Consider the following 22,202-nt stretch of genomic DNA (forward strand, 5'->3'; position numbering starts at 1 on the left):
CCTTAAATACGTTCGATGATGGTGCCGGTGCCCACAGAGGAGCCGCAACACATGGTGATTAGCGCGGTGCTTTTGTCTGCCCGCTCCAGTTCGTGAAGGGCGGTAGTGATCAGGCGAGCGCCGGTAGAGCCGACCGGATGGCCCAATGCAATGGCGCCGCCGTTGACATTTACTTTATCGAGGTCTGCGTTATGAACTTTAGCCCAGGACAGTACTACCGCCGCAAAAGCTTCGTTGATTTCGACGAGGTCGATATCATCCATGGTCATGCCACTGCGCTTGAACAGTCGTGTGGTCGCATCAACAGGGCCGTCCAACAAATAATAGGGATCTGTGCCCACTACACAATCCGAAATGATACGAGCTCGGGGTTTCAGGCCGCGAGCCTTCGCTTCCTCAGCCGTCATCCACAAGACGGCGGCTGAGCCGTCGGAAATTTGGGAAGAGTTGCCTGCTGTGTGAATATTGCCTTCCATCACCAGCCGCAGTTGGCTCAGGCCTTCCAGAGTAGTATCGCGTAAACCCTGATCGCGGGAGACGGTTCTGGTTTCACCGGTTGGCGCTCCATCTTCGCCCAGTATCGGAGCCTCGACCGCGAAGGTCTCACGATCAAATCGGCCTTCGTCCCAGGCCTGCTTGGCTTTACGCTGTGAGTGGTATCCCAGTTCATCTGCCATGGCCTTGGTGATCCCTCGATTGTCAGCAATTCTTTGAGCGCTGGAAAACTGATCCGGGCTAGAGTCCCAGGGCCACTCTGATGGAATAAAGTAACCGGGCCCGTTCATCACATTAGCGCCCAGCCCGACTCTGCTCATCGACTCCACGCCACAGGCAATGCCGATATCAATTGAGCCAGTGCCGATCATCGATGAAATCATGTGATTCGCTGTTTGCGCGGAGCCGCACTGGTTGTCCAGTGTGGTGCCTCCAGCAGTGTATCCCTTGCCCAGGTTGAGCCAAGCGTTGCGGGTAATGTTACTGGATTGCTCGCCTGCCTGGGTCACACAGCCGCCTGCGAGGTAGTCCACGTCGCTGTACTCGAGGCCACTGCGCTTCATGATCTCCGCCAGTGACAGGCCCAGGAGTTCAACGGCATGGAAACCACTCAGGTCGCCGACAATGGGTTTGCCACGGCCAATAGGCGTTCTGACTGCTTCTACAATGACTGCTTCGCGCATGTTCGATCCTCATCAGGGGGAATCCGGCGTCGCCGGACAGAAATTCGGTGGGGCCCTAGTCTACGTTAGACAAGGCCGGTAGCAATAACATATTGCGCCATTGCCGGATGCCTATTGTGCCGTTTTCGCTGATCCAGCTACAGGGCGTAAACTCGATAAAAGACAATGGTTTAGCTGGTTAGCCTGAGAGCTGTTCACTGTGGCGAGGGGCTCGCGGCAGTCGCTTCTGTCCGTAAAATACAGCCATCAGTCTTTACAGAGATAACAGTGTGAAACAGTATAAATACGATGATATAGAAGGCATGCAGGAACTGCTGTCAGAAGAGTTCGGTAGCTGGAGCAGCGAGGTTGAGGTCAGTCAGGACATGGTGAACCAGTTTGCCGAGTTGACGGGAGATGACTACTGGTTGCATACCGACCCGGAAAAAGCCAAAACAGACAGCCCGTTCGGTTGCACTGTGGCCCACGGTTTTCTCACCTTGGTATTGATTCCGAAAATGCGCGGTGAGCAAAGTTATGAGGTCATCGGGTTTAACAACATGTTGAATTATGGTTCCGATAAGCTTCGATTTACCGGTGTGGTGCCGGTGGGTTGTTCCATCCGCAGTCGCAGTCGGATCAAGGAGATAAGCACTACGGCCAAGGGTACCAAGATGGTCATGGAACAGCATATTCATGTGGTCGGTCAGGACGAACGGCCGGCGGTGATCTACGAGCTGATTTTTATCTATATGTAATTTTAAAGCGCGGCCCACTGAGGGCGAATTCCATAACGCTATCCATTGAACGCCCGGATCGCCAGGTAATCCCGTGACAACTCCTTCGGGTCGAAACCATAGATGCCCGGCGATGTCTCTCTTGGCTTGAGAATAGCCTGCAATCTTCCCTGAGGATTAAGTACCAGCAACGCAATACCATGGTTCACCCGATAGCCCTGTTGGTCGAGGCTGCCATCGGGCTTGAACATGAGGTCGAGGCTGGAAGCGATTCCCAGGCTATTTTCGAAAGCGAGATGGGTATTGTCCGGGTCATCAAGATGGGTCAGGCCGATGATGTCAGCATCAAAAAACGGCAGGTAGTTGGCCAGCTGTGCTGCGGTATCGCGGCGGTGGTCGACGGAATAAAACAAAATCTTGGGCTTGCTACCAGAGTCTATCTCCTCTTTCATTCTGGTTAATTGAGTGAGGGTGGTGGGGCAGACGTCTGGACATGCAGTAAACCCGTAAGACACAAGATGCCACTCTCCCAGCAGGTCCTTGTTCGAAAATTCATCACCGAGATGATTGATCAATTCGAAGTCGGCCAACTCACGAGATTCGATAAGCAGCACTCCCTGGATTTGCGGCGGAGGAACAGCACGATTAATCCAGGATACGATCACTGCGATAAACAACACGCTATAGGCGATGCTGAAGCCCAGGCGCATGCGATTGCGAGATGAAAAATGCATGTTAGCGATCGAAATAGGTGAAGCGCGTCAGATAGGTATAATCCCCCTCTATTGTCATCAGCGTGATAAGGACACCGATAGCAATAATGGGTAACCCCAGCGTGTATTTAAGACTCAGGCGTTCCCAGGAGAGATGCATAAAAATCGAAATAATGAAGCCGGCTTTCAGGAACATAAATATCAGAATGAGGGTCCATCGCAGATAGCCCTGTACCTGGAACCAATCCACCAGGTATGACAAGGTGCTTAATACGAACAAGAGTATCCATACCTTCAGGTATATCCCAATTGGATGCTGTTGGCCTGCAGTTGTGTCGTTCATAGTGTTACCTCACCACAGATAGAAAAAGGCAAAGATGAATACCCAGACTAAGTCGACGAAGTGCCAATAAAGGCCAGTTATTTCGACGATTTCATAACCTTTTTTCTCATAGTCCCCCCGCCTCACTTTGAATGCGACGACAGAAAGATAGATCACACCGGCAGTAACGTGCAGACCGTGAAAGCCGGTGATCATAAAGAATGTGGAGCCAAACTGAGCGGCGCCCATCGGGTTACCCCAGGGCCTCACTCCCTCCTCAAAAATCAATTTGGACCATTCGAAGGCCTGCATGCCCACGAAAGATGCGCCCAGAAGGGCGGTGGCGGCCATTAGCATGACGGTCTTTGATCGGTTGCCGCTGTAGGCGAAGTTCACAGCCATCGCCATGGTGCCGCTGGAAGTGATAAGCACAAAAGTCATTATCGCGATCAGTACCAGAGGTAGATGGGAACCGAACAGCGTCAGTGCGAAGACTTCACTGGAATTGGGCCAGGGCTCAGTTGCCGCCAGGCGTGCGTGCATATACCCAGTGAGAAAAACGCTGAAAATAAAGGTATCCGAGAGTAAGAATATCCACATCATCAACTTGCCCCAGGGCATGTCGAAGGTCTGCTTGTCTGCCGACCAGTCGGAAACCATGCCGGGCACACCGGGTGATGTATAGCTGCTGCTCTTGTCTGTCTGCAGACTCATTCTCTGCTCCTCAGAAGCCGCACATGGCGGCCAGCGCGTTAATGGTTTGAGGTGAGCTGGCCAGTAATGCAAATAGCACCATCCAGACACCCAGTAAGAAATGCCAATAGGTGGCACAAAGTTGCAATGGTTTGGCAATCGCAGTGACAGAATCCACTGCCCATGTTTTCGAGGCCAGGTAGCCGAGAACAATAAGGCCACCAACAAGGTGCAAGCCATGCACAGCTGTCAGTAAATAGAAGTAGCTGTTGGCTGGGTTGGTGCTTATATAGAAACCAAGCTGAGACAGCTGCTGCCAGAGTTGTAACTGTGCGAACAAAAACAATACGGTGAAAAACACGGCCGCACTGACGAAACCGATAGTGCGATTTTGCCGCTCTTGCTGAGCGCTCCATATCCCGGCCTGCATTGCGGCGCTCGCAAGAATCAGGAACGAGGTGTTAAGCCACAGACGAGAAGTGTCGGTAAAGGGCTGCCAAGGTGCGCCGGCCAGTGACTGAAAGTCAGGGTATTGTGACCGAGCGAGATAGGTGATCACAAAAAGGAAGAACAGTACCCCAACGACCGCAAGAATGAATCGCAGCGCAATGCGTGCGGCTGCAACCGAGTCTACTTCAGGTATTAGATTCAATTGCTCGCTGGCCTGGGTAAGCCAGGGCTTCTGCCTGAGTGTCTGCAAGGGTCGAATCATTTTCAGCTTGCCTCGCCGGCTGTGTGTTCTTCGGGGCTTACGGGGTGGTTTTGGGGAATAAAGTCTTCCTTGGCGCCGGGAACGCTAAAATCATACGCCCAGCGATAAACCTGTGGCAGCTTATCGCCCCAATTGCCGTGATGCGGAGGCACATCTTTTGTTTGCCACTCGAGACTGGTGGCACCCCATGGATTGTGTGCCGCCTTTTCTCCGTAGCGCAAGCTCCAAAAAATATTGTAGAGGAAGATCAACTGCGACAGCCCTACGATGAGTGCAGAAATCGTGATGCTGGCGTTAAGCGTCTGAGCAGACTCAGGAATGAAATCGGTGTCTCCCATTGCAAAGTAACGCCTTGGCACACCGAGAACGCCGATATAATGCATTGGCAGGTAAATGGCATAGGTGCCCAGGAAAGTAAACCAGAAGTGAGCTTTGCCCAGGGTGTCACTGAACATGCGCCCCGTTATGAGTGGGTACCAGTGATAAATGGCGGCAAACAACACCATGATTGGTGAGACCCCCATTACCATGTGGAAGTGAGCCACAACAAAATAGGTGTCAGACAAGGGCAGGTCGATGGTGACGTTACCCAGGAATAATCCGGTGAGCCCGCCGTGGGTAAAGGTAAATATGAACCCTATTGCAAACAGCATTGGAACAGTGAAATGGATATTTCCTCTCCATAGCGTCAGAACCCAATTATAAACTTTGATCGCCGTGGGTACTGCGATGATCAGGGTGGTAGTGGCAAAGAAAAACCCGAATGCAGGGTGCATGCCGCTAACGTACATATGGTGAGCCCAGACGACGAAGCTCAGGCCTCCGATGGCCACAATGGCCCATACCATCATTCGGTAGCCGAAAATATTTTTGCGTGCGTGTGTAGCAAGAACGTCAGAGACCATGCCAAAGGCGGGTAGGGCGACAATATAAACTTCAGGATGGCCAAAGAACCAGAACAGGTGTTGAAACAGCACCGGGCTGCCGCCGGTATAATCGAGGCTCTCGCCCATAGAAACCAGGGCGGGCATAAAAAAGCTGGTACCGATAACTTTATCCAGCATCATCATGATGGCACTGACAAGCAGCGCGGGAAAGGCCAATAAACCCAACACAGTGGCAGTAAAAATTCCCCAAATTGTCAGAGGCATTCGCATCAGCGTCATACCGTGAGTGCGCGCCTGTAAGACAGTGGTGACATAGTTTAAGCCGCCCATGGTGAAGGCGATGATGAAGATCGCCAGTGAAGCCAGCATTAAAATGATGCCCCAGTCATAGCCCGGTGTGCCCTGCAAAATTGCTTGTGGAGGGTAGAGCGTCCAGCCGGCCCCGGTTGGTCCGCCGGGAACAAAAAAGCTCGCCAGCAGAACGATAACTGAAAGCAAGTAAGTCCAGTAACTCAGCATGTTCATGTAGGGAAAAACCATGTCCCTGGCGCCGATCATCAGTGGAATTAGGTAATTACCAAAACCGCCCAACAGCAGGGCAGTGAGCAGATAAATCACCATGATCATACCGTGCATGGTGACGAACTGGAGATAGGAATTGGGGTCGATAAAATCAAAGCTGTCAGGAAAACCGAGCTGCAGTCGCATTAGCGCGGACAAGACTAGCGCGACCAGACCGACAAACACCGCCGTGAGCCCATACTGGATTGCAATGACTTTGTGATCCTGACTCCAGACATATTTGGTAATAAAAGTGTCTGGGTCGTGCATGGTGTCAATCTGGTCTGCAATGGCAGTGTGTTGCATTGATTACCCCCGCTTTCTTAGTGTTCCATTTTATCTTTGTGTTTTCACATGGTGTTGAGATAGGCCAGAAGATCATTTACTGATTGTTCGTTGTGCAGTGCCCGGGACATCAGAACCATTTGGTTGCCGTAGTTGTCTTTCTTGTGAGCGCCCCTGATTCCGCTGCGGAAGTTTGCCAGTTGACGCTTAAGGTACCAGTCGTGCTGTCCCGACAATTTAGGAGCTTGCAGTGCATAGTTTCCCTGGGCCTCGCCGCCATGACATGCGCCGCAAGTGACATAGTGGTCTGCTCCCTTCGCGACGTTGCCAAGCAAAGAGCTTTGCATGTCTACTGCCGGCAGCGACTCTATGTAAGCGACCATGTGGCGGACTGCATCATCGTCAGCAAGCATGGCCGCCATGGGTGCCATTTGTTGGCCATAGATATCATCCTTATGCGAGCCGCGTACGCCATCCTTGTAGTACTGAAGTTGTCGCTCCAGATACCAGCCCTGTAAGCCTGCGAGAGCTGGCGCGTTTAGTGCCACGTTTCCTTCGCCCATGGCACCGTGACAGGCGCTACACACTGCGTACTGACCTTCTCCAATGCTAGGGTCTCCGGCGATTCTTCCCTGCATCATTTCCCAGGTAGGTTGCTCTGCCAGCCATGCATTGAAGTCATCACCGGTATTAACGATCACTTGGCCACGCATGGCGTAATGGGCGATGCCACACAATTCCATACAAAGGATGTCAAAATTTCCGGTACGCGTCGGTGTAAACCAGAGGTAGGTCACTGTGCCTGGAATCAAGTCCATCTTTACGCGAAATTGCGGCACGGCAAAGTCGTGGAGAACGTCCTTGGAGCGCAGCAGGACTTTTACTGGACGGTCGATCGGAAGATGTAGGTCCTTATTTCGCACCAGGACATCGTCTCTACCTGCAGCGTCGTCTGGCGCCATACCAAACGGGTTATCCGGGCCGACATGGCGTGAATCGACTTTGCCGAGTACGCCGTCCTCACCAGGGAAGCGATAGCTCCATTGCCACTGCTCACCTACCACTTCCACAATATCGGCATCTTCCGGCGGATCGATAAAATCAGCCCAGACAATGAGTCCTGGAGCCAGCATGGCGACTACGCCAACGGCAGTAATACCGGTAAGCCAAATTTCCAGCTTCTTGTTCTCGGGCTCGTAGTGCGCTCTGCGGGATGGGTCGTGGCGATAGCGGAAGATGGCATAGGCCATAAAAAGATTAACGGCTACAAAGACAAAGCCTGTTATATAGAGAGTGATGTCAACGGTAGTGTCGACGGCACCCCAGTTGGAAGCTAGCGGAGTAAACCACCAGGGACTTAGCCAGTGAAACAACAGGGTAGCTATTACCAGTAAAACCAGTGCTATCGCCAGCTTCATCGACCATCTCCCTGCTTATTTTTTGTTATTTATCTGCCAGTCATGACTGCTTTGTTACAATGCCTGCCACATTGCTACTGATCTGCTTGCACAGATCAAGGTGCTAGTTGCATAAACCTGGACCATTTTTGCTGTGCCATGACAACTAATTTTGGAGTGGCGCTGCCCAGGCCCGCATCTTCAAGGCCAGGATGTGAACTCACCACTTGATTCAGTATTTGCTCCTGGTCCGGGTCGAAATCAACAAAAAGAATGTGTTTGCCTTCTTCCAAATCGCCTTGAAACCGAGCGAAGTCGACGTGTGGTTCCTGTATACCAATCAGCCCTCCTTCCCAGGTGCAGAATCCGAGCACGATCACTGACAAAAATATTGCGGGAACCCAGGTGTAAGTCTCGTTAATACCCGTGACCCAAGCGATGAATAGTACTGCTATAGCAGCTAAAACCCCTACGACCGCGCCGCGTTCGGTACCGTGAACGACATCTTTTTTGAGTACGGCTTCGACTTGATGAAGGTGGTGTTCTTCTACACCGGTGTCGTCATTACTAAGAACGTGAATCTGTGGAGTGGTGACACCGGCTGCTTCCAGGTCTTTCTCGATCTGTTCCAGGTCATCCAGGTCGGTGCTGATGTAGTAGTGTCGTCGCATACCGTGTTACCCCTTTATCTGGCTTTATCTTGCCGGGCTATCACGAAATTACCGTCGTTAGAGAATTCCGCAGGCCGGACAACTCATGACCAAAGCCTTCAAATTTATTACTCGCACTTTCAAGCGCGAGTGGTGTGATGGCTTATACCGAGTATAGCACTCGGGTATAAGGAGAAAAGTGTAAGTTCCGTTTGGTGCTATTCAGGCCTGTTTTTAAGGTCTTTTAGCGATTTAAAAAATGATAGATAGACGAATATGCTATTAAAACAGTAATAATTTCGATTTTTTGTAAGATATTTTTTGCGGGAAAAGGAAAAGTACTGCTTTTTAAGACTATTTAGCTACCAGCAGCATTTTTTTAAGACGCATTAGTTGTTAAAAAACCAATTTTAATCCTCTGGTATGCGCAAAGGCTTTAATATGATGGCCGCGACACAACAAACACAGGCAAATAAAACAAGGCTGTTTGCATAGGTTCCCAGTTCGTCATACATCCTTCCTATTATGGCGAAGCCGGGCATGACGCAAAGCGTTATTATCGGGCCCATTAAACCCATTGCGCGGCCAAAGCTGGCAAGCCCGAACACTTTTGCCATTAACGCGCCCCAAACGGGCAGCATGCCGCCGGCCGCGAGACCCAGCAGGGCAGACCCTACTAGCATCCACAGGTATTCCGGTTCCGTTGCCAGGACCAAAAATGCGCTGGCTACGAGTGCCTGAGCAACCCAGAGCGCGGCCTTGAGACTGAATTTATCTGCGGCCATGCCGAAGAGGATTTTGCCGCAAAAGCCGGCGATTGCTACTGACATAATCAGGGTTGATGCCTGCTCTTTACTGCCGCCCAGGTTGATCGCATAAGGCGTGAGATTAGAAAGTACTGCGGAATAAGCGCTGAATAATAAACCCAGGCTCAAACCGAGGTACCAAAACCCCGGGGTTGAAAGAATAGCTTTCATATCAAATTTTTGTCGTTGCTCTGTGTTTGCTGAGGCGGCTTGATTGCCTACCTCTGCCGATAGACCCAGGTCTGCGGGTTTTGACCTTATGGTCAGGATGACGGCAGGCAGCATAATTAACAGGATGCAGTACGACAGGTTTTGGACTGCAACCCGCCAGCCCCCTTCGTCCAGCCAGTGACTGATCAAGGCAGGTATGAGAACACCACCAACTGAGGTGCCCAGGGCTGCAATGCCAAGGGCACGACCGCGACTGCTGGAAAACCACCGGGAGATAACCGCGGAACTGCTCATAGGGCCCACCAATGAGTTGGAGACAGACATCGTCAAAGCAAATGCCAGAGTGTATTGAGTAATGCTGGTTGAAGCTGCCAGAGCGTAAAGACCCAGCGCACAGAGCAGGGTGCCTGTGATCATAATAATCCTGACTGAGTAACGATCAATCAGGAAACCACCCAATGGTTGAAGAAACAGCCCCAGGAAAGTTGCGCTGGTGAGGCTGTACATGACTTGCTCGAGTGAAACGCCGAACTCCGCTCGCACTGGTGCAACAAGAAGGCTCACCGAATAGGTAAAAAAGCCAACTACAAAAAGCTGCGCCGTGAACGCGCCGCCAACTATTCTCCAGCCGTAGAACATCTCGTTAACCTATCCGGTGTTGCCTTATGACGCAGTCATTATTTCTCCCTTGTCTGCGCAGTAGAGATTAGTGCGGTGCTCCATCAACCGGCTAGTCAAGCTTACCAAGAATCGCGCCACCGGTAGGAATGCCTACGCCGGAAGTCACCAATGCATGGTCAACATTTTTACTGGGCTGGTTCAGGGATTGCCCCCGCACCAGCCTGGTTGCTTCCACCAGGCCATTGACGCCGTGGATATAGGCTTCACTAAGCTGGCCACCGTGGGTATTGGTGGGTAGGCGCCCATCAGCTCGCAGGGCACCGTCAAGGACGAAGTCGCCCGACTCGCCAAAGCCACAGAAGTTCCAGGCTTCCAGCTGCCACAAAACAATGGGCGAAAACGCATCGTAGATAACGGCAGCGTCGATATCATCAGGAGTAAGCCCGCTCATCTGGTACACATTCTTGGCGGCTATTTCCATTTCTGGAATGGCGGCAAATTCGTCGCGGTAGAACGAGGTCATCTGTTCCTGGTCGGGAGCAGAGGCCTGAGCCACGCCGCAAACAGTAACGCCGGGCTGCCTGAGATCGCGCGCTCGTTCAGGGGTGGTCAGAATTATCGCCGAAGCGCCATCACTTTCCTGGCAGCAATCAAACAATGCCAAAGGGTCAGCGATCATCCGCGCCGCGTCGTATTCGGCTCGATCAAATGAGCGTCCATGGAAGAACGCATTCGGGTTGTTTACCGCGTACTCACGGGTGGAATGAGCGACCTCAAATAGTGCATCCTTGGTCACGCCGGTATTATGCATCCAGCGCTGGGTGAACATCGCTACCCAGGAGGCGGGGGTAAGCAGGCCATAGGGCATGTACCAGCCCCAGTGGATTGCATCAGCGGTGGTGATCTCGCCAGAAACCCCGCTTGAAAAACGGTGGCCGGACCGCCCGTTGAGTGCGCGAAAGCACACCACAACTTCGGCCATGCCCGTTGCAATCGCCATCGTCGCCTGGTGAAGCGTGCCAGTGGCGGCACCGCCACCGTAGTGTGAGCGTCCCCAGAAATTCAGTCCACCACAGCCCAGGGCGCGGGCGACTTCTATTTCGTCGTTGCTGTCCATGGTGAAGGTGGCCATGCCGTCTACATCCGATGGCTGCAGGCCGGCATCATCTAGAGCTGTTTTGATAGCCTGCACTGCCAGGCTGAGTTCCGAGACGCCGGAGTCCTTGCTGAATTTGGTATTGCCTACGCCGACAATAACGGCCTTGTCTTTAATATTAGCGACCACGACTCAGCCCTCCTGTGGCAATGCCAGTTTTACGGTGCCCTGCATATGCATGCCCCAAATATTGTTTTCGCCCAACACAGCAACGTTGACCTCACCCGTACTGTCATCTTTTTCGGTGACTTCCCCGGTAATGGTCATCACCATGCCGGGAACGTTAGGTGCCCCCAGCTTAAGGTCCAGTGATTTGATGCTGGCATCCGGTCCGCTCCAGTCGGTGACGAAGCGGCTCATCAGGCCCTGGCTGGTGAGAATGTTCATAAATACGTCCGGTAAGCCGGAGGCCTGTGCGACTGATTTATCGTGATGAACCGGTTCGAAGTCGCGGGTCGCCAGGGCGCCGCCAACAATTAGGCCGCTGCTGATATCAATATCCAGGGGGGGTAATTTGTCACCGACAGATACGTCGGCGCAGCTCAATGTCTGGTATTCGCTCATTGCTTTGCTCCTCGTTACGCCGGGTAGAACTGTGGCAGGGTGTTTTTTTCGTCGACTTGTTCCACTTTACCTTTCAGTTTCATGCCTATGTAAATGTCAGAGGGCTCGCAGCCCACGACATTTGACACAATGCTTGTTCCCTCACGCAATTTGATCACCGCACAGATTAGCGGATACTGATACCCGGGAATTTTTGGGTGGTGCAACTCGGTGTAAGACAGAACCTCACCGTCCAGACTGGATTCGATGGAGTCCCACTCCATTGACTGGCACTCACCACACATTGGGCGGGGAGGGTGGCGCAAGGTCTGGCAATTCTTGCAGCGCTGAATTAACACCTGGCCCTTGTCGCAGGCGTCCCACCACCAGCCATTGTCGTGGCCACGGGGAGAGGCAATGCGGCTGGGTACAGCCAGCTTTTCTTCAGCGGCAGCAGCAGGCTGCTCCTGCGGAATAAACTTGAGAACCCGAAATCGTTGAGTACCGATTTTCTCGTTGTTCTGGTCGGTGAACGTCGCCAGGGTTTCGAAAAAATAACCGGGACCGCGCGCGGTAGATTTTCGCTCGGAAAGATTATCTATCACCATCTCAACATGGACGGTGTCACCGGGGCTGACTTCCCTAAAGTACTCCTGCGTGACGTTAGTGCCCAATACGCCGGTGAAGCCATATTCGTTAAACAGTTCAACCATGTCAGTCTGGGGATCTGAGGCGCGCCCCGTGGTCACCGTATAGCCTTCCTGGTTCCACACATACAGCATGGCTGCGGGGGCGATGGTTTTTCCGCGCGCGCTGCTGGCCGACCACTCCTCGTTGGTGTAAGCGGGGTTGTTGTCGCCCATTACCTCGGTCCAGTGCCTGATCATGGCTGGGTTCACTGCGTCTGCAGCGGGCGTTCTTGCACAAACCTGCGCGCCTGAGTAGGCGTAGATTTTTTCTTCGAAGGCGTTTTGCTCTTCAGGTGTCATTGAACAAGCTCCAATCGGGTTGTTGTTTGATGTTAGTTCTAGCGATGCTGGGGCATGCCCAGCCCGTGAGTCGCTACCAGACCTCGCAGCACTTCCACTACGCCGCCGCCAAAGGTGTTAATAGTGGCGCGACGGTATTCATGTTCCAGGTTGCCGTGAAGAACAGCACCTTCACTGTCGCCGGCAATAAGCGAGTGTGGTCCCACCACGTCCATCAACAGGCGGCATATTTCTAATATGATTTCGGTGGAATAAACCTTAATGGCAGAGGGAAACACCGGGCTCATTTCTTCCTGGTCCAACTGCCAGGACATGCGGGCATTCATTACCCGCATGGCTTCTAGGTGTGCGTAGACCTCGGCAAGGTTACGCTGGGTACCGGGATTGTCTATCACCCGTTGTCCATCGGCTCCCTTGGTGTCGTGGACCCAGTTCATTACATCTCTGAATATTTTCCAGCCCTGAATTCCCCAGGCGGCAAGCCCAATGCGCTCATGATTGAGTTGTTCGGTGATCAGGCGCCATCCAGCGTTCTCTGCACCAATAATCATGTCCAAAGGCACCTTTACGTTCTCGTAATAGGTGACATTGGTATGCACACCACCCATGGTGTGGATGTCGCCACGAGAGAAACCCGGATCGCTGGTTTCGGCCACGAGTATTGATATTCCCTTGTGCTTTGGTACGTCGGGGTCGGTACGAACCGCGAGAAAAACATAGTCGGCGCCTTCGGCGCCACTGGTGTACAGCTTGTTACCGTTCACAAGGTAGTGGTCATCGTGCTTCACGGCAGAGGTCGTCAGTGCTGCGAGGTCAGTGCCAGCCGAGGGCTCTGTGTAGCCAATTGAGAAATGTATTTCACCCGCTGCAATGCCGGGCAGGAAACGCTGTTTTTGGGCCTCTGTGCCCTGGCTCATCAGTGCCGGGCCGACGGTATTGAGAGTGACGAAGGGCGTTGGGGCGCCAGCGAGGAGGGCTTCTTCATAGCGGATCAGCTGCTCTGATTCAGTCAGACCGCGCCCGCCATACTGCTCGGGCCAGCCTACAGCCAGCATTTGATCCTTACCTTGTTGGCGAATGAGTTCCTTATAAAGGTCCCCGCTCTCTGCGTTGCGGAGCTCTTCTCGATATTCCGGCTTGATCAGGCTGGAAAAATAGGCGCGAAACTCTCTTCGCAGCTCTTTCTGTTCGGTGGTGTATTCGACGTGCATGGACTGTTCCTCATTCGCGATGACACAATAATATTGAAATTGAATTCAAATTCAACTATTTTATTCGCATGTCGAAATCAGCAGTCATCGAAAAAAGTCATGAGAAAGCGCTCAGTGCACGAGGGCAGAGGGCCCGCGCTCGTCTAATGGCGGCGGCCTTGGTGGTGCTTGAGCGCGACGGCTACCACAAAATGCGCATCGTAGACGTGACCCGGGAGGCCGGCGTGGCTCAGGGTCTGTTCTATCACTACTTCAATGACCTGAAAACCCTCACTGTAGAAGTATTGACCGAGTTTGCTGAGGCTGCGAGGGACCCTGCGGAAATAGAGAAAGATGTCGAGCCCGGAGATTGGTACAGTCGAATTCACGCTTACAACCTGGTGATTGTTCGCAGCTATGCCAAGCGTCCAGGCGTAATGCGCTGTTTGCTGCAGCTGGCTGACGAAGATCCGGATTTTGGCAGCATGCTGCGGAACAATTATCGAGAGCAACTGATGTGGCTGGTTGAGCGAATGCCTGGCCTTTTCCCGGATGTGAAGTTCAAAAAAAATCAGGCCTTGATGGTGGTTTACTCGTTAGCTGGCGTCGGGGAGGGGTTGATTAGAGAGTACTTTATCAATCGCAGCGAGCCGTTAATGGCCGCAAATTTGAGTGTAGATCAGTTCGCGGAATTGATGTCCACCATGTTCTACCGAGCACTGTTCCTTGAACATCCGGAGCAGAATCAACTTAAATACACACGCAATCTGGCCGCGATGGTCAGGAGACACTGAGGCAGTAAAGGCATGGATTTCAATTACACAGAAGACCAGAGTGCAATCCGAGAACTCGCTTATCAAATTTTTACCGATCGAGCGACGGATGAGTTTCTGTTGAATTTTTCTCGCGGTGACGAAACTTACGATAGCGGCTTGTGGACCACCCTTGCTGAGCAAGGTTTGCTGGGAATTGCTGTGCCGGAAGCGGTCGGCGGCAGCGGACTTGGACTGACCGAGCTGTGTCTGATGCTCGAAGAACAAGGTAGGAGAGTGGCGCCGATACCGCTTTTTTCCTGCCTGGTTTTGGGCGGGTTACCCATTGCAGAGTACGGCACTGATCAACAGCAGCAAAAGTGGCTGACTGAATTGGCCAGCGGACAATCCAAGTTCAGTGCGGCTATTGCCGATCTTGGGATGAACAGCGCTTTAACCACGTCTGTCACGGCTGGTCGCGGAAGTGACGATAATTGGACACTCAATGGAACCAAGGCACTGGTGCCCGATGGTGCGGTGGCAGATTATATTCTGGTGCCTGCCGCAACGGGCGAAGACGAGACCAGCGTTTTCGTTGTGCCAGTGGCGCAAACCGGGGTGGACCTGACCGCGGTAGAAATCGGTATTTCCGGGCAGAGAGCTGCCCACCTGACCTTAAACGATGTCCGTGTGACCAGCGAAGCGTTGCTAGGAGCGCAGGGTCAGGGCGACACGATTGTTGACTGGCTTGAAGAGCGTGCCAACATTGCACATTGTGCGCAGCAGGTTGGGGTGACGCAAGAAGCGATGAAGCGCACTGCGCAATACGTCAGCGAACGCAACCAGTTTGGCGTTCCACTGGGCAGCTTCCAGGCTCTGGCTATGCGCATGGCAGATAGTTACATCGATGTAGAGGCTATCCGCACCACCTATTGGTTGGCACTGTGGTGCCTGAGCAATGGCAAGGAGGCACGAGCCGAGGTTCGCGCTGCCAAATGGTGGGCCTGCGATGCATCGCATCGTGTGGTCTGTACCGCGCAGCACTTGCATGGAGGCATGGGAGCAGACGTTGAATATCCCATTCATCGCTTTTATCTGATGGCGAAGCAGATCAGCTACTCGCTGGGCAACGCAGGCCAACAGCTGGAGAAGCTGGGCGAACTTTTAGCGGCTGACCGTACGCTCGGTTTCCGCTCTCTGGAGGTTTGACGGAGTCGCCCGCCTCTTGTTCGTCGCTAGCGGTCCTCGGGCCTAACCGGCCCGAATGCGTTGGATACAGGTTTTAGTAGGGCTTGTCCCCATCGATGGTAATACGCTCCATTCTTCGATGTGCCGGGAAATAGTCGTTGATAGGCTTGTGCTGGGTGCAGCGGTTATCCCAAATCACCAGACTGTTGGCCTGCCAATGAAAGCGGCAGGTGAATTCGTCTGTTGTTACATGCTTATACAGAAAGCCCAATAGGGCATCGCTTTCATCACGGCGTAACTCGTCAATGTGGGTGGTGAACAATTCATTCACGAATATCGCTTTCTTACCTGTTTCCGGGTGCGTGCGTATGACTGGGTGGCGAACCGGGGGATTAGCGGCAACCGCGTCCTTCAGGCGCTCAGCCCCGCCCGGTTCTGCAAGACTCTCCTTGAATCCCCAGCGGAAGTCGTGAACCGCGTTCAGATCCTCAAGGAACTTCTGCATAGGAACGGACAGCGCATCGTATGCCGCAGTCATGCTTGACCAGAGTGTGTCGCCGCCCTTGAGAGGGATGATGTCTGATTTCAGCATGGTCGCCATTGGCGGGTGCTGATTAAAGGTCATGTCTGTATGCCAGGTTTCGATTTTAGTCGGTTTTTCCGGTGTGCTTTCCAGAATGGTGATTTCGGGGAAGCCCTCGACAGTCTCATAGGCTGGGTGAGTCTGGACAGGACCGAAAGAGAGGGCGAGGGCCTTCATGTTGGCGGGGCTGATATCCTGGTCACGAATAAAAATGACCTGATACTCATTGAGTAGTTTGCGAACGCGCGCAAAATCGCCTTCGCCCAACTCCCCAGACAGGTCCAGTCCATGTATTTCAGCGCCCAATGCGCCGGCCATTGGTTTGATATCAAGCATTTGAAAGCCACTCCCCTGAAAACCCACTATTCTAGCATTCGATTGAGCTCTGCATAGTGTTTTGAATGCTATTTAGGAATGCGGGCAATCACCTTCAACCCCTTCCTGGTGTTCTCTGCTGTCAGTGCGCCCCCGTGCTGGACAATCGCACGGTGAGCGATTGATAGTCCGAGCCCATAGCCGCCGGCATCGCGACTGCGCGCGCTATCAACACGATAGAACTCATCAAAAATGCGCTGCAAGTCTTGCTCTTTAACACCCGGCCCGCAGTCCTCGATGCTGACCTGGTAGCTACCTGCCGTATCTATGACCTGAACTCGAACTTCGCTCTCTTCGGGAGTGTGCTGTAAGGCGTTGCGAATTATATTTTCAAAGCTTTTGTGCAGAAGGTCACCACTACTGGCAACGATGGCTTCAGCTAATCCGGTCGACAGCGTGACCTTCTTAGCGGTTTGATTACCTTCAAAGCATGCGTCATCGCAGAGTTGATACAGCAGTGCGATCAGGTCGACGTGTTTGTCTAGCGGCAGGGAATTTTCTTGCGTAGATAACAGCTGGGCTATCAGGTCTTCCAGGCGAACCGTTTCATTATCCATTCGACCGAGAAGGTCGAGCCGCAAATGCTCATCCTCCATAGCGAGCGCAAGCGCAACACGCATCCGCGCCAGGGGAGACCGTAGCTCGTGAGAGACATCACTGAGCAGCTGCTTTTGCTCTCGCATCCGGGTTTCCAGCTGTCTTGCCATGGTGTTGAAGTCACGGGCCAGTTCGTCAGTTTCGTCTCCACCGTGGTCGCGCACATGAATTCGAGTGTGTAAGTCGCCATCGGCTAATTTTCGCGAAGCATGGCGCAAGTCGCGCAATCGATTAGTCGTCATTCTGGAGAGCGCATAGCAGATAAGTCCGCTGACCAGTATCGCGAGTAGCAATCTCAGCCAGTTATTGGCGATGAGTAAGCCAATAATCTGGTGATTGGGTTTGGGAAACATCATTACCATTCGGCGAGGGCTACCATCAAACAGGTTAACGCTATGTGCAATTAGAGGTCCCTCACGGTGCCTGGCGAAAGCGCGTCGCTTGCGTCCGCGCAGCTGGTTTGCCACGGTAGCGACCTTGGCTGGAACCCTCTGTTCCAGCAGGTCACGACCTTGCCTGTCCAGTAGCCACACATTGATATCATGTTTGCTTTTTGCTTTTTCTATAATGGCAGGAAGCTGCTCTGCCGGCGTGTTTTGCATTGCATAGATCAGCCGCAATACAAAGCGTTGAGGAGGATCCTGCGGTGGGCGGTGCTGTTGCTCGGGTGCAGGCAGAGTTTCGATGTAGCTATCGGCCAGTAGCCAACTACCTAGCACTGCGATAGATACCAGCCAAAAGCCAAGAAAAATCTTGATAAATATTGATCCGCGCACTCTAGTAACCGCCATCTACGGCAAACTGATAGCCGAGTCCGCGGACACTGACAATCAGCTCTTTGCCACCGGCATTCGCCAGCTTGCGGCGAATTTTGCTGACGTGGACATCAACGCTGCGGTCGTAGGCCGAAAGTGGTCTTCCCAGGCCTTCTTGACTGAGCGTATCTTTATCAACGATCTTGCCCGCGCGTTTTAACAAGATCATCAACAGGTTGAACTCCGCACTAGTGAGGTTTAATGACACGCCCCGGTGTATCGCAGTGCGATTGGCGCTGTTGAGGGTGGTGCTACCAACGCTAACCTCGGTTTGTGACTCATTTATGTCGGTAAGCTGGGATCTGCGTAAAATCGCCCTCAGTCTCGCCGCGAGTTCTCGCGGGTTACAGGGCTTCGGCAAATAATCGTCGGCGCCCATCTCCAGGCCTACTATGCGGTCCGTATCTTCACCCCGGGCAGTGAGCATAAGTACCGGAGTGTCGGTGAAGTCTCTTATTTTGCGCAACACATCCAGTCCCATCATTCCCGGCAGCATTACATCCAGCACCAGTGTGTCGTATTCCTGCTGTTGCAGATGTGTTACCGCTTCAGCGCCATCATGAATACTGCTGACCTCAAAACCCTGCAGCTCCAGATATTGAGCGAGAAGAGCACAGAGTTCTTTGTCGTCATCGATGATTAGTACGTGATCTTTCATCCTTTCAGTCTGTAGAAGCGCAGCCGGTTTGTCACCTGTCCTTAACATTTCTTTACTAGTTTGATGAGGAGCTTAACCAGGCTTTTGTGTAAATTTATATGCATCGTGCCGCAACAGCTGCCGAATTGTGTCAGGAGATCATGATGAATCGAATACTGTTTAAGTTGATACCGGGAACTGCCTTAATGGGCGTTCTTCTTTTATCTGCTGGTGCCTGGTCAATGGGGCCGCCACCGGAATTTAATATCGATAAAAGACTGTCTCACATGACAGATGAACTCGCGCTTTCCGATACGCAGAAGCAGCAGGTTGAAGCGCTGTTGGAGGGTGGCAGGGAAACTGGCGCGGCTGATTTGGCGCGCCTTGCCGAAATACGCAAGCAGATGAAAGCAATGCATGCTGATTTCGATCCCGGCATCGCTCAAAAACTTGCGGACGAGTTGGGCGAGATTAGCGCTCGAATGGCGTACCAAATGACCAGCACCCATGCTGAAATTTATCAGTTACTTTCTCCGGATCAGCGCGAGCAATTCACAGCAATGTCAAAACAGCGCGACCAGCGAATGGGGAAACGCTGGGCAGGGCGTCGTGACTAGATTAACGTTTTGAGAGATCTGGTTTTGGACGGCACTGCCGCGCATTTTTTTGTTGGCAAAGAGCAGCCGGCTTATTTTCTGCTATCAGAGATGCTCAACATTAAGGCCCAAAGTCTCTCGCAGTTCGGCTGTAGTCTCCAATTGAACGCTGTTGCTTACCACCGCTGTACTGGCCAGTTCTGGTTTTAGGTAGGTATCACCTACGCGGCGCAAATCGTCCAGAGAAACATCGAGTATCCGCTGCCGGAATTGCTCACGCTGCTCGTGTGAGCGTCCAAACTGGCGGTTATGGAAGTGTTGCTTGGCTTCACCGGCGGGAGAGCTGGGCTTGTCCAGACTGCCGACAACGCCCAGGATGCTTTCTTCCAGCGCGCGAGGCTCGTGCTTTTCTTGGAGTAACCACAGTACTGCGGCATCAAAGTCTGCCAGGGTTTCTGCCAGTCGCGGGTCGCGATAAGAATAGAAACGAAAGGCTGCAATTCCCGAATCTTGTGAGGCTCCGCCCCCGTATGCGCCACCTTGCTCGCGAATGGCCCGGTGCAGAATGCCATTGCGCAAAAAGCCACCGAGAACAGTGAGCGCAGCCGCATCGGGGTGCCGAACGGGTACGGTTGGGTAGGCGCGGGCGCAGAAATTCACCTGACTGTTGGCCACCCAGAATTCACTGCGCTTTTCTCGTACCTGCGGCAGGGAGAATTTGTCACTTGTGTTTGCCGAGTGCTCGCTCCACACGCTGGCCTGCTGCTTCGCAATACTGCCTACTGCGTCTGGTTCAGCGATAGCGAGTAGCTGTCGCGGCATGGCGGCAATTCGTTCATGAACTGCTCCCAGTTGCCTGGCAAAGTTGGCGGCGTTGTTATCATCTGCCAGACTATCATCCAGTTCGCGCAAACTGCGGATGCCTGCGAGCCCCGATAACTGATGATTGAGCTTTGCCAGCGGGCTCATGCCCGCGCAAGCGGCGGCCATTGCGAGACCATGGCCATTCCCGGTCACGGATTGTTCGCGTCGTGCTCGCTGTTGGCTGACCAGTTCGCGGATTCGTTCCACCTCGTCGAACCGCGCGCCCCGCATGGTGTCAGCCATAAGCCTTGCTTGATCTTCGGCATTGCGCAGCAGCGCTTTGGAGGAGAGAACAAAATTGGCTGTGATTGATTGTTCGTTATCGGCCTCGCCTCGCATTGAAGTGAAGGCATTGATGGAGCCAACTTCTGCGGATTGACGGTGTTGGGAATCCAGATAACTTCCTTCACCTATGCCTAACTCGGTTAAAAAACTGGTGTATAGAGGAAGCACTGATTGCTGGGCCGAGTCCAGTGCAGGCAGGGCGGCGATCATTTGCTGGTAAACCAGCCCATTGGTGCCCTGACTGTAGGTGGTGACATGCAAGGGGCCGTTGTTATGTTCTTTGAACTCCAGCTCTTGCAATCCGGCGGGTACATCCGACAACTCAACTCTGGGCAAAATACTTTCGTCATCGACCTGTGACTGACGCTCGGAAAGGTCGGTTGCCAGTTGCACAGTGGCCTGTTTTTGCGCTTCGTCCATGGCCGCTTTGATATCGGCCAGTCTTTGCGCTTCCCTCTGCAGTTTTTCTGCTGAGAGTTCCTTGTTGGGTTCCATGACCAGGGTGACCCGATGGTTGTTGTCTAGCAGCAGCTTCTGGGCGAGGCTCTTAATGTATTCAGGGTCCTCTATGCGCTGGCGCAACGAGTCGATGACCGGGTCCAGATTAAGGACTGCGATGGGGTCGCTGTAGTGAGTCGCGCAACCCAGGCCTTGCATAATGAGTTGCAAACCATAGGGGTAACTGTCGCCGCTGATCTCACGCTGATGCAGCTCTAATTGATGCAGCACGGCTTGCAGTCTTTCGTGGCTGATACCGTTGTTAGCGACGTCGGTAATCACTTCCAGGACCAATGCCTCCAGTGCGTCTGCATGCTCTGCTTCACTGCCTTCAATGCCACACACAAATACCAGCTCGCGCATAGAGTCTTCCAGTCCACACAGGGGAGAAGGAGCCTGTCCCAATGATGTGGTTTCCAGAGCTTGCTGCAAAGGTGAGGCGCTATTTTCAAGGAGCACGCTGGTCAATAATTGAGCCTCAAGCATTTGCTCTAGGTCGCTGCTCTCACCTAGCATCCAGCCGACGATCAGGTGAGTTTTACCGCTGGTGTCAGTCTCTTCGTCAAAGGCATAGCTGTCTTTAACTTTTAGCGGTGCGGATAGCCTTGTTTCCGGTGGAACCTGAATGCGAAGATCCTGGCGTTGGAAGCGACTCAGGGCTTTTTCCTCGAAGGTAGCCTGATGCTCTGCCGCGCTGATGTCGCCAAAGGTCATGAAAATGGCGTTGCTTGGGTGGTAGTGACTCCGATAAAAGGCGACCAGTTCCTCGTGGCTCAGGTCTGGAATGTTTTCTGGCTCACCACCACTGTTGTAATGATAGGTAGTAGACGGAAACAGATGCTCGCATAATTTTCCCCATAGCACGCTGGGTACAGAGCTCATTGCCCCTTTCATTTCGTTGAAAACCACACCCTTGAAAACCAGATCGCTCTCGGGGTTGTTAGCTTCTTCGAATTCGACCCTATGTCCTTCCTGAGCGAAATCCAGAGGGTCCAGGCGTGAGAAAAATACTGCGTCCAGGTAGACATCCAGCAGGTTGTTAAAGTCCTTGCGATTCTGGCTGGCAAAGGGATAGGCAGTCCAGTCAGAGCTGGTAAACGCGTTCATGAAGGTGTTCAGTGAGCGGCGTAGCATCATGAAGAAGGGGTCGCGAACAGGGTAGCGCTCGCTGCCGCATAAAGCAGTGTGTTCCAGGATGTGGGCAACGCCCGTTGAATCTTCGGGAACTGTGCGCAGGGCAACGAGGAATACGTTCTCGCTGGAATCTGATGCCAGGTGGTAGTGCGCCGCCCCGGTCTCTCGGTGACGAAATTCCTGTACATCCAGATTCAGGGAGTCCACCCGTTGCTGACGAACGGGTTCAAAGGCGCTGTGCGCCGCAGGGAGTGATGTGCTCATGCAGAGTCTCAGGTCATATTGGAG

Annotated in this window: 21 protein-coding genes; 4 read left to right on the plus strand and 17 right to left on the minus strand. The window is 53.0% G+C overall.

The features are described from left to right. Positions 1 to 2: 2 nt before the first annotated feature. On the minus strand, positions 3 to 1,178 hold the full coding sequence (locus EYC87_RS04820; protein WP_007229226.1) for a steroid 3-ketoacyl-CoA thiolase: 1,176 nt from the start codon (positions 1,176 to 1,178) through the stop codon (positions 3 to 5). A gap of 269 nt (positions 1,179 to 1,447) precedes the next feature. On the opposite strand from EYC87_RS04820, the gene EYC87_RS04825 reads away from it, so the two are divergent. Further along, positions 1,448 to 1,915, plus strand: coding sequence for a MaoC family dehydratase (locus tag EYC87_RS04825; protein ID WP_007229246.1), 468 nt, complete (start codon positions 1,448 to 1,450; stop codon positions 1,913 to 1,915). A 38-nt stretch (positions 1,916 to 1,953) separates the two neighbouring features. Here the strand turns inward: EYC87_RS04825 and EYC87_RS04830 are convergent, their stop codons facing one another. The 12 genes from EYC87_RS04830 to EYC87_RS04885 form a co-directional block, all read right to left on the minus strand. After that, positions 1,954 to 2,628, minus strand: a complete 675-nt coding sequence (locus tag EYC87_RS04830; RefSeq protein ID WP_279251853.1) for an SCO family protein — start codon at positions 2,626 to 2,628, stop codon at positions 1,954 to 1,956. A 1-nt stretch (position 2,629) separates the two neighbouring features. Continuing rightward, positions 2,630 to 2,950 (minus strand): cytochrome C oxidase subunit IV family protein, encoded by a 321-nt coding sequence (locus EYC87_RS04835; RefSeq protein ID WP_040541473.1) that lies wholly within the window; start codon positions 2,948 to 2,950, stop codon positions 2,630 to 2,632. A gap of 9 nt (positions 2,951 to 2,959) precedes the next feature. Next, a complete protein-coding gene (locus tag EYC87_RS04840; protein ID WP_007229353.1) occupies positions 2,960 to 3,643 on the minus strand; it encodes a heme-copper oxidase subunit III family protein in 684 nt (227 codons plus the stop codon). Positions 3,644 to 3,653: 10 nt separating this feature from the next. After that, the gene (locus EYC87_RS04845; protein ID WP_007229295.1) at positions 3,654 to 4,334 is read right to left on the minus strand and encodes a cytochrome c oxidase subunit 3; all 681 of its coding nucleotides are present in this window, start codon (positions 4,332 to 4,334) and stop codon (positions 3,654 to 3,656) included. A gap of 2 nt (positions 4,335 to 4,336) precedes the next feature. Next, positions 4,337 to 6,088, minus strand: a complete 1,752-nt coding sequence (locus EYC87_RS04850) for a cytochrome c oxidase subunit I (RefSeq protein ID WP_007229324.1) — start codon at positions 6,086 to 6,088, stop codon at positions 4,337 to 4,339. A 44-nt stretch (positions 6,089 to 6,132) separates the two neighbouring features. Then, a complete protein-coding gene (locus EYC87_RS04855) occupies positions 6,133 to 7,485 on the minus strand; it encodes a c-type cytochrome (RefSeq protein ID WP_007229347.1) in 1,353 nt (450 codons plus the stop codon). Between the two features lie 95 nt (positions 7,486 to 7,580). Continuing rightward, positions 7,581 to 8,135 (minus strand): NAD/FAD-utilizing enzyme, encoded by a 555-nt coding sequence (locus EYC87_RS04860; protein WP_279251854.1) that lies wholly within the window; start codon positions 8,133 to 8,135, stop codon positions 7,581 to 7,583. A gap of 389 nt (positions 8,136 to 8,524) precedes the next feature. Further along, positions 8,525 to 9,730: an MFS transporter gene (locus EYC87_RS04865; protein ID WP_279251855.1), complete on the minus strand. Its 1,206-nt coding sequence runs from the start codon at positions 9,728 to 9,730 to the stop codon at positions 8,525 to 8,527. 91 nt (positions 9,731 to 9,821) lie between these two features. After that, positions 9,822 to 10,997, minus strand: coding sequence for a lipid-transfer protein (locus EYC87_RS04870; RefSeq protein ID WP_007229239.1), 1,176 nt, complete (start codon positions 10,995 to 10,997; stop codon positions 9,822 to 9,824). A 3-nt stretch (positions 10,998 to 11,000) separates the two neighbouring features. Next, a complete protein-coding gene (locus EYC87_RS04875; RefSeq protein ID WP_007229392.1) occupies positions 11,001 to 11,432 on the minus strand; it encodes a hotdog family protein in 432 nt (143 codons plus the stop codon). Between the two features lie 14 nt (positions 11,433 to 11,446). Next, complete coding sequence (locus EYC87_RS04880; protein ID WP_279251856.1) at positions 11,447 to 12,400, minus strand: bifunctional MaoC family dehydratase N-terminal/OB-fold nucleic acid binding domain-containing protein; 954 nt, start codon at positions 12,398 to 12,400, stop codon at positions 11,447 to 11,449. 38 nt (positions 12,401 to 12,438) lie between these two features. After that, on the minus strand, positions 12,439 to 13,611 hold the full coding sequence (locus tag EYC87_RS04885; protein WP_279251857.1) for an acyl-CoA dehydrogenase family protein: 1,173 nt from the start codon (positions 13,609 to 13,611) through the stop codon (positions 12,439 to 12,441). A 68-nt stretch (positions 13,612 to 13,679) separates the two neighbouring features. Between EYC87_RS04885 and EYC87_RS04890 the strand changes: the two genes are divergently transcribed. Together EYC87_RS04890 and EYC87_RS04895 are read left to right on the plus strand one after the other, a co-directional pair. Then, complete coding sequence (locus tag EYC87_RS04890) at positions 13,680 to 14,384, plus strand: TetR/AcrR family transcriptional regulator (RefSeq protein ID WP_279251858.1); 705 nt, start codon at positions 13,680 to 13,682, stop codon at positions 14,382 to 14,384. A gap of 12 nt (positions 14,385 to 14,396) precedes the next feature. After that, on the plus strand, positions 14,397 to 15,551 hold the full coding sequence (locus EYC87_RS04895) for an acyl-CoA dehydrogenase family protein (protein WP_279251859.1): 1,155 nt from the start codon (positions 14,397 to 14,399) through the stop codon (positions 15,549 to 15,551). Between the two features lie 73 nt (positions 15,552 to 15,624). On the opposite strand, the gene tauD is transcribed toward EYC87_RS04895, so the two are convergent. The 3 genes from tauD to EYC87_RS04910 all read right to left on the minus strand — a co-directional run bounded on the left by tauD (position 15,625) and on the right by EYC87_RS04910 (position 18,558). Next, the gene (gene tauD / locus EYC87_RS04900; protein ID WP_279251860.1) at positions 15,625 to 16,449 is read right to left on the minus strand and encodes a taurine dioxygenase; all 825 of its coding nucleotides are present in this window, start codon (positions 16,447 to 16,449) and stop codon (positions 15,625 to 15,627) included. Between the two features lie 68 nt (positions 16,450 to 16,517). Beyond that, the gene (locus EYC87_RS04905; protein ID WP_279251861.1) at positions 16,518 to 17,861 is read right to left on the minus strand and encodes a sensor histidine kinase; all 1,344 of its coding nucleotides are present in this window, start codon (positions 17,859 to 17,861) and stop codon (positions 16,518 to 16,520) included. Position 17,862: 1 nt separating this feature from the next. Beyond that, complete coding sequence (locus EYC87_RS04910) at positions 17,863 to 18,558, minus strand: response regulator transcription factor (RefSeq protein WP_279251862.1); 696 nt, start codon at positions 18,556 to 18,558, stop codon at positions 17,863 to 17,865. Positions 18,559 to 18,701: 143 nt separating this feature from the next. Between EYC87_RS04910 and EYC87_RS04915 the strand changes: the two genes are divergently transcribed. Continuing rightward, complete coding sequence (locus EYC87_RS04915; RefSeq protein WP_279251863.1) at positions 18,702 to 19,154, plus strand: Spy/CpxP family protein refolding chaperone; 453 nt, start codon at positions 18,702 to 18,704, stop codon at positions 19,152 to 19,154. Between the two features lie 84 nt (positions 19,155 to 19,238). Here EYC87_RS04915 and EYC87_RS04920 read toward each other — a convergent pair whose 3' ends face one another. Then, on the minus strand, positions 19,239 to 22,178 hold the full coding sequence (locus tag EYC87_RS04920; RefSeq protein ID WP_279251864.1) for an insulinase family protein: 2,940 nt from the start codon (positions 22,176 to 22,178) through the stop codon (positions 19,239 to 19,241). Positions 22,179 to 22,202 lie beyond the last annotated feature (24 nt).

This window comes from Candidatus Seongchinamella marina (assembly GCF_026262685.1).
Lineage (GTDB): Bacteria > Pseudomonadota > Gammaproteobacteria > Pseudomonadales > Halieaceae > Halioglobus > Halioglobus marinus.

Coding starts and splice junctions, on each gene's coding strand:
- EYC87_RS04820 (WP_007229226.1), bottom strand. CDS start 1,178: ATGCGCGAAGCAGTCATTGTAGAAGCAGTCAGAACGCCTATTGGCCGT.
- EYC87_RS04830 (WP_279251853.1), bottom strand. CDS start 2,628: ATGCATTTTTCATCTCGCAATCGCATGCGCCTGGGCTTCAGCATCGCC.
- EYC87_RS04835 (WP_040541473.1), bottom strand. CDS start 2,950: ATGAACGACACAACTGCAGGCCAACAGCATCCAATTGGGATATACCTG.
- EYC87_RS04840 (WP_007229353.1), bottom strand. CDS start 3,643: ATGAGTCTGCAGACAGACAAGAGCAGCAGCTATACATCACCCGGTGTG.
- EYC87_RS04845 (WP_007229295.1), bottom strand. CDS start 4,334: ATGATTCGACCCTTGCAGACACTCAGGCAGAAGCCCTGGCTTACCCAG.
- EYC87_RS04850 (WP_007229324.1), bottom strand. CDS start 6,088: ATGCAACACACTGCCATTGCAGACCAGATTGACACCATGCACGACCCA.
- EYC87_RS04855 (WP_007229347.1), bottom strand. CDS start 7,485: ATGAAGCTGGCGATAGCACTGGTTTTACTGGTAATAGCTACCCTGTTG.
- EYC87_RS04860 (WP_279251854.1), bottom strand. CDS start 8,135: ATGCGACGACACTACTACATCAGCACCGACCTGGATGACCTGGAACAG.
- EYC87_RS04865 (WP_279251855.1), bottom strand. CDS start 9,730: ATGTTCTACGGCTGGAGAATAGTTGGCGGCGCGTTCACGGCGCAGCTT.
- EYC87_RS04875 (WP_007229392.1), bottom strand. CDS start 11,432: ATGAGCGAATACCAGACATTGAGCTGCGCCGACGTATCTGTCGGTGAC.
- EYC87_RS04880 (WP_279251856.1), bottom strand. CDS start 12,400: ATGACACCTGAAGAGCAAAACGCCTTCGAAGAAAAAATCTACGCCTAC.
- EYC87_RS04885 (WP_279251857.1), bottom strand. CDS start 13,611: ATGCACGTCGAATACACCACCGAACAGAAAGAGCTGCGAAGAGAGTTT.
- EYC87_RS04890 (WP_279251858.1), top strand. CDS start 13,680: ATGTCGAAATCAGCAGTCATCGAAAAAAGTCATGAGAAAGCGCTCAGT.
- EYC87_RS04895 (WP_279251859.1), top strand. CDS start 14,397: ATGGATTTCAATTACACAGAAGACCAGAGTGCAATCCGAGAACTCGCT.
- tauD (WP_279251860.1), bottom strand. CDS start 16,449: ATGCTTGATATCAAACCAATGGCCGGCGCATTGGGCGCTGAAATACAT.
- EYC87_RS04910 (WP_279251862.1), bottom strand. CDS start 18,558: ATGAAAGATCACGTACTAATCATCGATGACGACAAAGAACTCTGTGCT.
- EYC87_RS04915 (WP_279251863.1), top strand. CDS start 18,702: ATGAATCGAATACTGTTTAAGTTGATACCGGGAACTGCCTTAATGGGC.
- EYC87_RS04920 (WP_279251864.1), bottom strand. CDS start 22,178: ATGAGCACATCACTCCCTGCGGCGCACAGCGCCTTTGAACCCGTTCGT.